This window comes from Candidatus Methylomirabilis sp., assembly GCA_036000645.1.
In the GTDB taxonomy this organism is placed as follows: domain Bacteria; phylum Methylomirabilota; class Methylomirabilia; order Methylomirabilales; family JACPAU01; genus JACPAU01.
The window spans coordinates 1-10,743 of the sequence record DASYVA010000112.1 but is presented as its reverse complement, the minus strand read 5'-3'; the positions used below and the strand labels follow the sequence as shown (position 1 = coordinate 10,743).

Sequence of the window (10,743 nt, the reverse complement as noted above, 5' to 3'; positions counted from 1 at the left end):
CCCCTTGGTCAGCCACGGCTCCCAGGTCACCGCCGCATCCACCTTGCCTGCCACGAAGGCGGCCCCGGCATCCCCGGCCGTCATGTTCACCGACTCGATGTCCGCCTGCTTCAGGCCGGCCTGCTTCAGCAGGACGCTGAGAAAGAAGTGGGAGACGGAGCCCTCGGCGAAGGCCACCTTCTTCCCCTTCAGGTCCTTGACCGCCTTGATGTTCCGGTTCGCCACGACGCCGTCGCCACCGTTGCTGTCGTCCAGGGCCAGGACGTACTGGTACTCCTTGCCTGTCTTTAAATAGAGGACCATGGTGTCTATGGTGGAGACGAGTCCGTCGAGCTGCCCCGCCGCCAGCGCCGTGAAGCGCTGCTTGGGGTCTTCCACGTTCGTGAGCTGGACCTCGGTCTTGCCGTAGTAGCCCTTCTCCTTGGCCAGGAAGAGGGGTCCGTACCCCACCCAGATGGAGTACCCGATCCGAAGCGGCGCGGCCGCCGCGGTCGTCGCCAGGATCACGATCGCCAGCAGTGCCACGCCACCCGCTGCCCATCGCTTCACGGCGCTCCCCCTTTCTCCCCGGCCGCGGGGCGGGTGCGGCCCGCGTAGATCCTGCCGCCGCAGCGGCGCACCGCCCCGGGCTCGCCGCCCCCCGCCGCCTCGGCAGGGTGCCCCCATGTATAGCGCGGAAGGCAAGGGGGGTCAACCGGCGCCCCAGCGTGGCCGCCGCCCTTGACCCTCCCGGGAGCGCGTGGTAGAAGGGGCGCGCCTCCGGAGGGGCCCGTGTCCGAACCCCGGCTGAACCTCCCCATCACCGGCATCGCCTCCTTCTGCAAGGCCCCCGTCTGCATGGACCCGGCGACCCTCGAGGCCGACGTGGCCATCCTGGGCGTGCCCTGGGACGAGGGGACCGGCTTCCGGCCGGGGGCCCGCTTCGGCCCCCGGGGCATCCGGGAGTACTCGGTCCGGTATGCCTTCGGGGAGCGCGGGGCAGCCGTGGGGGGATACTGGGACGTGGAGGCGCGGCGCCGCTATCTGGAGAAGCTCCGGCTCGCTGACTGCGGCGACGTGGATATTATTTATACCGACTGGCAGCGGACCTTTGCGAACATCACCGCGGCCGTCCGGGCCCTGCTCGATCGGGGGGCCTTCCCCGTCGTCCTGGGCGGCGACAACTCCATCACGTTTCCGGTCGTCCAGGCCTACGCCGAGCGGGGCCCCTTCGGGCTCCTGCACGTGGACGCCCACCTCGACTACAGCGACGAGTTCCTGGGGGTCCGGATCGCGAACGGCAACCCTATCAAGCGGATTTCGGAGCTGCCCTTCGTCACCCGCATCATCCAGGTGGGGATCCGGGGGATCCGGACCCGCCAGGACGCCTTCGAGGACTCGTCGAGGCGAGGGAACCTGATCGTGACGGCGCGGGAGCTGCACGAATCTGGCGTGGCTACGGTCCTGAACAAGATCCCCCGCCTCGACCGATACTACGTGACCGTCGACATCGACGCTCTCGACCCCGCCATCGCCCCCGGGACCTCCTCCCCCGAGCCGGACGGCCTCACGTACCGGCAGCTCTGGGACCTCCTCCGGGGCATCGCAGGGAAGGGCCGCATTCTCGGGATGGACCTCGTCGAGACCAACCCCTTCCTGGACCCGATCGGCCTCACGCAATCCCTCGCCGCCAGCACCATCCTCGAGTTTCTCGCCGCGATATTCGGCTAGCCCCCAACTCCGGGGAACTCCTTCCCAACATCAAGGAGATGCCGGATGCACCCGACATTCTTGTTGGCCAGCTTGGCGAGTTGAAGTTAAGTGCCAAACGGGAAGACCAGGACAGGATAGCCTCCGTGGCCGGAGGACACTGCAGGCTAGTCGGCGTGCTGGGAGAGGAAGCCCATTACGTCCCGGAGCACACCCGGGTCCTCGTGGTAGCCGTTGTGGGAGGCGCAGGTCGGGAGCGTCCGGAGGAAGGGGGCGGGGGGCAGGTGCGCGCTGGACTCGGTGACCACGCCGTCGCCGGGATCGTATGTCCGGCTGTAGAACGGGTCATCCCGGTCGTCCCGTCCGACGAACCGGACGCCCTTCGGCGTCAGGACGGCCCGCGCCAGGGTCGGGCGGCAGGTGCTGTACACGTTCAGCCGGGGGGTCTTCCCCTCGGCGGCGTTGAAGTTCTCCAGGCTCCGTTGAAACGCCGCCGTCCGCGCCAGCATCGCCTCGAGGAACGTGCGACGCGCCGGGTCGGACCAGTCGGCAAAGATCCAGCGCCGCTCCGTCCAGGTGCGGGTGGTGTACAGGGGGACGTCCCGCACTCCTCCCTCGCCATCCTCGACCAGGAGCGGCACCATCCCGTCGGTCCGCCCGGGGGGCAGCATCTGCCAGGCGGAGGGCATCGAAAAGACCGGCTCTCGGAGCGCGACCCGGATGACCCTCCAGAGGGTGAAGTCGCTCAAGAGCGTCCGGAAGGCGAGGACCGACCCCCGGTGGGGCACGCCCAGGAAGACCGCGCCCGCCACTGCCTCGGACCCGGGCCGGTTGATCCGGGCGTGGCGATCGCCGTTCCCGATCGGGCACTCGCGCCCCCGGAGGACATCGCGCCCGCCGTACCGGAGATAGTAGCGGATGACGACCCCCCCCATGCTGTGACCCACCAGGAGGACTTTCCCCGCGCCGGTGGCGGCGCGGATGCTCTCCACCAGGTCGGCCAGGAGGCAGGCCGTTTCGACGTTATCCCGCCGCCAGTCGTAATACCAGACGTAGAGGTTCCCCGGCCGACTCCGGTCGGCCCGGACCTCCGGCGTGTTCTCGGGGAAATCCTTGTCGGTCGGGTCGGCCGGACTCGCCCGGACATACCCCTCCGCCCACGTCAGGTGGTCCACCACGCCCTGCATCCCCCGGGCGGGCGTTTTCCGGAGCTGATCGGGATCGAAGGGAGGGGCGCCGTTCAGCGGCTTGAGGTCGGGGACGAAGCGGGGATCGCCCAGATGCGCGATGGTCTCGGCGTCGGTCCGAAGGGTGAGCAGCTCCAGGTCGAAGAGGCTGTCCCGCAGGAGGCGGCCCACTTCCCGGTTGATCCCGGGGATGAAGATGACCGGGGTCTGCTCCCAGCGGGGCGCCGCCCGGGGGCCCGGTGGCAGCTCGGGAGACGGCCCGCTGCAGGCGGCCAGGATCAGGAGGAGGGTGAGGGCCGCTCCGGCTCGCAGACGCACGGGAATGCGCATGGAACGAGATTCTAGCCGGAGAGGGCTCCCCCTGGCAACCCCGGACTCACCCCCCCGTGCTGCCCTGGGTAGCCGGGAGCAGGACCGTGAAGGCGGCCCCGAGGCCCGGGCCGGGGCTCTCGGCCCAGATGGTCCCACCGTGCAGCTCTACGAGCTGCTTGGTCAGGTTCAGGCCCAGGCCCGAGGATTGGGCCTCGGATGCCGTGTGGTGGAGCGTGACGAACGGCTGGAAGAGGCGGGGCAGGTCCCGGGCATCAATCCCGATCCCGCTGTCCTCCACCCGGATCTCGTAGTAGCGGGCCCACCGGTCGCCCGGTCCGTTCTCTCCTGCCACCAGGTCCCGGGCGACTACCTCCACCCGGACCATGCCCCCCTCCGGCGTGAACTTCAGGGCATTGCTCAGGAGATTGTAGAGGACCTGCCGGAGCTTCCCCAGATCGGCCTCGATGCGGTCCACATCGGGGCCGGCCTCGAGGTGGACCCGGATCCCCCGCTTGTGCGCCAACCCCTGCAGATGCCGGACCGATTCCCGGACCGCGTCGAGGAGGGCGAAGGAGTCCAGGGCGAGGCTCAGCCGCCCCGCCTCGAGCCGCGCCAGGTCCAGGACGTTGCGGATCAGGTCCTGGAGGTGCCGCGCGCTCTCCCCGATGTTCTCCAGGAACTCCGCCTGCCGGCCCCTGACCCGCTCGGCGTCCGGCTGCTTCAGGAGGTCGGCGAAGCCCAGGATGGCCTGGACGGGCGTCCGGAGCTCGTGGGAGGCGTTGGCCAGGAACTGGCTCCGGATCCGGAGCGCCTCCTCCGCCTGGCGGGTCCGCTCCTGGACGAGGGCCTCCAGGTCGTCCCGATGCCGCGCCAGGCTGGTGAAGAGCCGGACCGTCTCCACGGCGGCCGCCGCCTGGACGGCCAGGAAGGAGAGGAGGTCCCGCTCCAGCGGGGTCGTGAGGCGCGGGCTCTTCCGGAAAACGACCAGGATTCCCGAGACCCCATCCCCCCAGACGAGCGGCGCGGCGGCGAAGGCCCGGAGGCCCTCACTTTCCATCCAGCCACGATCCCGCCAGGCGCGCTCCGCGGCTACCTCCGGCCCCTCGACCAGGCGGTGGCTCCGGAGGAGCAGGGCTCCCAGCCCTTCGTAGGCGGGAAGGCGCTCCCCCACGAGGCGCGCGGCGACCTCCCGCCCCGCCACCGCCCGGAGCACGAAGGTCTCCTCCTCGAGGAGCCAGAGGGTCGCCAGTTCCACCCCGAGGAGCCCGGCCGCGGCCCGTGCCGCGGCCCGATAGACGGTCTCCGGGTCGGCGTGCCCCAGCATCTCCCGCGTGAGGTGGATGAGTCCCTCGAGGCGGGCGGTCTTCTCCCAGGCCTCGTGGTAGAGGGCGGCGCTCCCCGCGGCCAGGGCCACCTGGTCGGCCACGGGTGCGAGGAGCGCCAACTCCGCATCACCGAATGCGCGGCGGCGCAGCAGGAGGAGGCTCCCGCGCAACCCTTCGGCGTCTCGGAGCGGGAAGGCGGCGCCGGTCCGGAAGCCGGCGGCCAGGAGGTCGCCATCGGGGGGTGCCTGAAGGGAACGCGCCACGGCCTCGCCGGTGGCGAGCGGCAGGGCGGGCAAGCTGTCCGGAACAGTGAGGGAGGGGGAGAGGGCTGCCGGGCCCAAGCGGAGATCGGCCGCCAGGCGCAGCCCACCCGGGGCCTCCAGGAGAAAGATCGCGCCGCCCGGGGCACCGGCGGCTCGGCAGGCCGCCCGGAGAGATCCCTCGAGGACCGCTTCCAGGTTGCGGGAGGCCTGTAGGGCGGCCGCGATGGCCCGGAACGCCCGGACCTGCCGCAGCGCGGCTTCCCCCGCCGTCCCCCGCGCCCTGGGCGCCCCGTGCCCCACCCGCGCCCTCCCGGCCGCCCGGGGCGGCCGGCCGGATTCTACGGAAGCGAGTCGCCTGAGCCAAGCGGTTTTTTTTGCCGGCCGCTCTCCGGCCCGCGTGACGCCCCCGCGCGCCTGTGGTATAAGCGGGTTCGGGAGGGGCAGGGATGAAGGGGCGGGACCAATGGCGAACGCCGAGGTTCGGGACAGCGGTGGCCGCGCTCTTCCTCCTCGCCGGCTGCGGGCAGGGGGGCGGACCGCGGGCCGGGCTGGACCCGACGCTGACGCTGTTTAACTGGGCCCACTACATGGATCCGGCGGTCCTGGAGGACTTCACGAAGGAGTTCGGCGTCAAGGTGACCCTCGAGAGTTACGTCAGCAACGAGGAGCTGCTGGCGAAGCTCCAGGGGGGAACCGGCGGGTACGACATCATCGTCCCCTCGGACTACATGGTCGCCACCCTCCGCGAGCAAGGGCTGCTCGAGCCGCTCGAGGTGGAGCGGGTCCCGAACCTGAAGCACATCGAGCCGGCCTTCCGCGATGGGCCCTTCGACCCCGGCCCCGCGCACTGCGCCCCCTACCTGTGGGGGACGACGGGCATCGCCTACGATAGCGAGCGGGTCCCCGCCCCCGACTCCTGGCGCGTGCTCTGGGAGAGCCGGTACCGGGGGCGGATCAGCATGCTGAGCGACCCGCGCGAGACCATCGGGGCCGCCCTGAAGGCGCTCGGGCAGTCGCTCAACAGCACCGACCCGAAGACCCTGCGGGCGGCCGCCGACCTGCTCCGGCGCCAGAAGCCGCTGGTGAAGGTCTACACCAGCGACACGTACGCCGAGCTGCTCCTCGCCGGGGAGGTCTGGCTGGCCCACGCCTGGAGCGGGGACGTGGCCCGGGTTGCCCAGGAGAAGCCCAGCCTGAAGTACGTCCTCCCGAAGGAGGGGAGCACCATCTACATGGATCACCTCTGCATCCCGAAAGGCGCCCCCCACAAGAAGACGGCCGAGGCGCTCATCAATTATCTCCTCCGACCGGAGGTGGCGGCGCGCCTGGTCACCTTCACCCGCCATCCCAGCCCGAACGAGGGCGCCCGGGCGCTGCTGCCGCCGGCGCTCCTGAACGACCCGACAGTCCTCCCCTCCGCGGAGGCGCGGGCCCGCCTCGAGTGGATGCAGGATCTGGGGGAAACCACCCGCCTCTACGACCGGCTCTGGGCGGAGCTACGAATCCGCTAGCGGGCCCGGCGGTCCGGCCCCGGCGGGATGTCCGCCTCGAGCTGGTCCAGCCGCTCCGTGAGCGCCTCCACCGTCCCCCGGGCCGCCTGGGTGGACTCCGCGATCACCTGCCCCTTGGCCTCCAGCCCCTCGAGGAGCTCGGCCAGGTTCCGGAGCTGCTGCTCCACGCCCCGGACCCGGGCCTCGGCAATCTGGCGCGCGTCGCTGGCGTCCCCGCGCGCCCGGCTCACCTCCCGCTGCATCCCGGCGAACCGCCCCTCGAGCTCGTCCAGGCGCTCCTGGAACTCCTGCTTCAGCCTGGAAATCTCCCGATCCTTCTCCTCCAGGAGGGCCTCGGCCGCCTGGAGCGCTCCCTCCAACCGCCTCACGTGCTCCCCGGGGGAGCGAGCCGTCGCTTTGGCCGGCCGGTCCTCTGCCCGGTTTTCCCCCGGGGCAGCTCCCCGCGCCCGGACGGCCCTCGGCCGCCGCTCCGGCAGCCGTCGTCCCCCTGCCCGGCCTCGTGCGGGCCTCATCGCAGCGCTCCTCCTCTGCCCTCGCCTGGCCCCGCTACCGTGAAGGGCACGAGCGGCCTCGCGCCTCCGGCTCCATCGCCACGGGGCGCGTCGGCGGCATGAAGGTCAACTCCACCCGGGCCACGCCGAAAGCCGCGGCGCCCCGCCCGGGGACCGGAGGTCCCCCCGACGGGGCGCCGCGGGCGCTACCGTGCGGCACGCGAACAGCGCGTGCCAGATCGTTGCTACGCCGGGTCAGGGGATCCCCATACCCCCCTCCCCCTCAGCGCCGGCGGGCGGACATGTCGGTGATCCGCCCCCGGGTGAACGTGAAGCGCTTGCTCCAGTCAGAAGTCTCTCCTCCGAAGCGGACGGTGCAGTCCACCGCCAGGACGCCGGTCCCGTCCTCGACCCCGTTCTGCAGCACGCTCATGGCCAGGGTGTCCTCGCCGTACTGCTCCTTCAGGTACCGCCTGGCGGCGCCCACGAGGTCGGCTTCCGTCAGCACCGGGCCCTACCCCTCCGACTCCGAGAAGGCGATGATGATCGCGTCAATGGGGAGGATCCGGAATTCATCCTCGCCCAGATAGAAGTAGTGCCCCTCCACCCCCTCCTGCGATTCCTCGAACGCCACGATGGCCCCCATCTTCGGCATCTCCCGGAAGCTTCGGGCCGCCTCGTCGAAGCCGTCCCCCGTCTGGACGACGGTGCCGTAGCGCATCGGGTGGCCCTGGGGACAGTGCAGGGGGCTCACCCCGGGCGGCGGCTCGCCGAGCACCCGGACTGCCAGATTGATGCCGTACACCTTGAAGGGGAGCATCGTGGACCTCCTGCGTGGGGGGAACGCCGGGATTCTAGCACAGGGCGGCGGGGGAGGCCAGGGGGGTCCGCCCTGGGCGGAGGCTCAGGCCGGCCGTCTCGGGTCGACCGCCCCCTCAACGACCCGGCGGCTCGGGGTCAGCCCGGCCGGGAAGCCCCCGGGACTGCTCCGTGAACGTGGCGGCTCGGGGCGACCCGCTCCGTTATCCTCGGCGCAGCGCGTCCTTCAGCTCCCGGGCGAGGAGATCCACCGTCCCCCGGGTCCCTCCCGCCAGCTTACTCCGCCACTCCCCCTCGGTCTCGAACCGCCGATCCGTCAGTCGCTCCCCCCACGGGGCTACCGCCTGCCGGAGGCCATGGGCGTCGAAGGAATCCCCCTTCAGGTCGCGGGCTCGGGCCATGACCTCCGGGGAGACCCGCACGAAGGCCCGGAGGGCCGCGCCGGTCTTGATGCTGTACTTCTTCCCGGCCCAGGCCTTCGGGAACGCCTGGGCGACTCCCTTGAGGTAATTCAGGAAGAAGCGCTTCCCCTGGTGCTGCATCTCCCGGATCTTGGCCTCCCCGCCCACCTTCTGGAGGACCTCAAACAGATCCACCATTTCCTCGTTGAGGGCCGCCTGGGTGACCCTCCCCTTCCCCACCCCCAGCATCCGGATATCTCCGCGGAGGGGCGAGTCCTCGGCCTCGTTCAGATGGCGGATGATGTCGTGGGCGAGCGCCTGGTGCGGGTTGGCGTAGAGGCGGCGGCCCGCCAGGCTGAGGAGGTGGGACGGGTTCAGGCGGGTGTGCTTCGCGTTGATGGTGACGAAGAGTTCGACGACCTGGCGCGCATCCAGCATATCGAAGAGGACGGCCGGGACGTGCAGGTCCAGGGCCTCCTGCTCCACGGCGGCGTGCAGGGCGAGCAGCCGGTGCTGGCCGTCGAGGGCCCGGAGGACCCCCGGTTCCTCTGGGATCTGGAGCTGCCCCAGCGTCGGGGCGCTCCCCACCGGCTTGAAGGTGAGGCGCTTCTCGCTGATCATGATCACGGCGCCCGGGATGGCCGGGAGATTGCCGGCCTCCCGGCACTCCCGGTAGTACTGAAGCAGCTCCTGGATCTTCCGCCGGATGACGGGCCGCTGGTACGCGGCCTCGCTCTGCCCGATCCGCTTCTCCAGCACCTCCCAGTTGATCTGGGTCGCCCTCGCTCCGCGCCGGGAGGCCCCGGGCACCGCCCCGGCCCCCCCATAACCCAGGACCTCGAAGCGGACCAGCCGGTCAATGTCCGCGGCCGAGAAGACCGCCTGGTAGAACTCGACCCCGAATTGCCGGATACGGTGGGCGGGCACACTGATCATGGTACCCTCCTCCGGGCGAGGCACAGAGGACCGGCGGATGGGGAGAAACGTTGGTGCCAGGATAGGGCAAATGGGGGGCGGAGGCAAGGGAGGGGGGAGGGATGCGCCGGATAGGCCGGAGGGTCCCCCTAGACCTGTGCTGGGCTTATGCGAAGGGGGAGGCTCGCCCCGCCGCAGCCCGGGGGGGTATCACGCCTGCAAGGAGTGCTGCTTGCTCCGTTTCTGCTCATACAGCGCCTCATCCGCCTTGGCCAGCAGTTCCTCAATCGAACCCACCCCCTTGGGGTCGAACCGCGCGACCCCCACGCTGAATCCCAGCTCGTACCGCCGCCCGCTTCCCCCGTTCACCGCCCGAAGATTTTCTTCCAAGCGCGCCGTCATCATCTGGACGCTGTCGTCGGAGGCATGTATCCCTAGAGCAGTAAACTCGTCCCCACCCAGGCGAGCGACGACGTCGGAATCACGAAAGGTCCTCCGCAGGATCTCCGCCGTCTCGATCAGCGCCAGATCCCCTTCCTGATGGCCGAACCGATCATTGATCGCCTTGAAGCCGTCGAGGTCCACGAAGATGAGCCACAGCGCCCTTTTCGTCCGCCGCGCGACCTTCAGGTGCTGCCGCGCGTGCGCGAAAAAACCGCGCCGGTTGTACAATCCCGTCAGCTCGTCCACATGGGCGAGACTCCGCAGCGCCATCTGCATCCGGTGTCGATGGAGCGCCACTTCGACGGCCGCATGCAAACTGCGCTCATCGAAGGGCTTGACGAGATAGCCGAACGGCTCCGTCACCTTCGCTCGGCGCACCGTCTGCTCATCCGCATACGCGGTGAGATAGACGACCGGGATATCGAGGCGATCGCCGATTTCCTGGGCGGCCGCCACGCCATCGAGACGCCCCTTCAATTTGATATCCATCAGCACCAGATCCGGGTGCGTCGCGGCCGCTTTTTCTATCGCCTCTTCTCCGGACGTCGCAATCACCGGCACGCCGTACCCCAGCATCCGCAAGGTCTGCTGCAGATCTTTTGCGACGATGTTCTCGTCTTCGACAACCAGAATCTGCGTGTGCCCCACCGTCGAACTCCCTTCTGTCAACCCTCCAATCCCGGGAACCCCATCGTCACCTGCACCCCCCTGTCGCTCCGATACTCCACACTCCCCCCCAGCTGATCGACCAGGGTGGAGACCAATTGCAGCCCCGACGACTTGGCGTTTCGAACGTCCAGATCGGCCGGAAATCCCACCCCGGTATCCTGGATGATGAGTTCGCACTTCCCGCCACCGTCACGGTGGAAGTCGATCCGAATCTCGCCTCTCGTTCCCGCCGGGAAGGCGTGTTTGAGCGCATTCGCGACCAGCTCGTTGATGATGAGCCCGCACGGAATGGCCTTCTCCGCCCCCACCAGCACCTCGTCGGCGTGAATGTGCAGGTCGACCGCCTCGCGCTCGACGGCGTACGAGCGGCACAGATGCGCGACGAGCCGCGGGACGTATTCCCCGAAATTGACCTTGGCCAGATCCTCCGAGGCATACAGGATCTCATGGATCAGGGCCATGGACCTGATGCGGGTCTGGCTCTCCGCGAACAGCCTCCGCGCCTGCGTGTCCTTCACGGAGGCGGCCTGCAAGTTGAGCAGGCTCGAGACGAGCTGCAAATTGTTCTTCACGCGGTGATGGAGTTCCTTGAGGAGGACCTCCTTCTCGTTCAGCGACCGCGTGATCTGCTCCTGGGAGTGCCTGCGCTCGCTGCTGTCGCGCGTCACCTGCACGAAGTTGCGGAGGCCTCCGCGGCCATCGTAGAGGGGCGTCAGA

At 69.8% G+C, this 10,743-nt stretch carries 11 protein-coding genes; 2 read left to right on the top strand and 9 right to left on the bottom strand.

Annotated elements, in window-relative coordinates; translation table 11 throughout:
* On the bottom strand, positions 1 to 549 hold a 549-nt coding region (locus VGT06_06625), incomplete at its 3' end, for an ABC transporter substrate-binding protein (GenBank protein HEV8662795.1).
* A 222-nt stretch (positions 550 to 771) separates the two neighbouring features.
* On the opposite strand from VGT06_06625, the gene speB reads away from it, so the two are divergent.
* The gene (gene speB, locus VGT06_06620) at positions 772 to 1,710 is read left to right on the top strand and encodes an agmatinase (protein ID HEV8662794.1); all 939 of its coding nucleotides are present in this window, start codon (positions 772 to 774) and stop codon (positions 1,708 to 1,710) included.
* Positions 1,711 to 1,856: 146 nt separating this feature from the next.
* Here speB and VGT06_06615 read toward each other — a convergent pair whose 3' ends face one another.
* Both VGT06_06615 and VGT06_06610 read right to left on the bottom strand, forming a co-directional pair.
* Positions 1,857 to 3,206: a hypothetical protein gene (locus tag VGT06_06615; GenBank protein ID HEV8662793.1), complete on the bottom strand. Its 1,350-nt coding sequence runs from the start codon at positions 3,204 to 3,206 to the stop codon at positions 1,857 to 1,859.
* 46 nt (positions 3,207 to 3,252) lie between these two features.
* Positions 3,253 to 5,076 (bottom strand): ATP-binding protein, encoded by a 1,824-nt coding sequence (locus VGT06_06610; GenBank protein ID HEV8662792.1) that lies wholly within the window; start codon positions 5,074 to 5,076, stop codon positions 3,253 to 3,255.
* Positions 5,077 to 5,222: 146 nt separating this feature from the next.
* On the opposite strand from VGT06_06610, the gene VGT06_06605 reads away from it, so the two are divergent.
* Entirely contained in the window at positions 5,223 to 6,287 is a 1,065-nt protein-coding gene (locus VGT06_06605) for a spermidine/putrescine ABC transporter substrate-binding protein (GenBank protein HEV8662791.1), read from the top strand.
* Here VGT06_06605 and VGT06_06600 read toward each other — a convergent pair.
* The 6 genes from VGT06_06600 to VGT06_06575 all read right to left on the bottom strand — a co-directional run.
* Positions 6,284 to 6,655, bottom strand: coding sequence for a hypothetical protein (locus tag VGT06_06600; GenBank protein HEV8662790.1), 372 nt, complete (start codon positions 6,653 to 6,655; stop codon positions 6,284 to 6,286). The genes VGT06_06605 and VGT06_06600 overlap by 4 nt on opposite strands.
* Positions 6,656 to 7,061: 406 nt before the next feature.
* On the bottom strand, positions 7,062 to 7,286 hold the full coding sequence (locus VGT06_06595; protein HEV8662789.1) for a hypothetical protein: 225 nt from the start codon (positions 7,284 to 7,286) through the stop codon (positions 7,062 to 7,064).
* A 6-nt stretch (positions 7,287 to 7,292) separates the two neighbouring features.
* A complete protein-coding gene (locus VGT06_06590) occupies positions 7,293 to 7,598 on the bottom strand; it encodes a hypothetical protein (protein ID HEV8662788.1) in 306 nt (101 codons plus the stop codon).
* A gap of 202 nt (positions 7,599 to 7,800) precedes the next feature.
* On the bottom strand, positions 7,801 to 8,934 hold the full coding sequence (locus VGT06_06585) for a DGQHR domain-containing protein (GenBank protein HEV8662787.1): 1,134 nt from the start codon (positions 8,932 to 8,934) through the stop codon (positions 7,801 to 7,803).
* A 189-nt stretch (positions 8,935 to 9,123) separates the two neighbouring features.
* Positions 9,124 to 10,005: a diguanylate cyclase gene (locus VGT06_06580; GenBank protein HEV8662786.1), complete on the bottom strand. Its 882-nt coding sequence runs from the start codon at positions 10,003 to 10,005 to the stop codon at positions 9,124 to 9,126.
* A gap of 17 nt (positions 10,006 to 10,022) precedes the next feature.
* A partial coding sequence (locus tag VGT06_06575; GenBank protein ID HEV8662785.1) for a histidine kinase dimerization/phosphoacceptor domain -containing protein occupies positions 10,023 to 10,743 on the bottom strand: 721 nt, incomplete at its 5' end.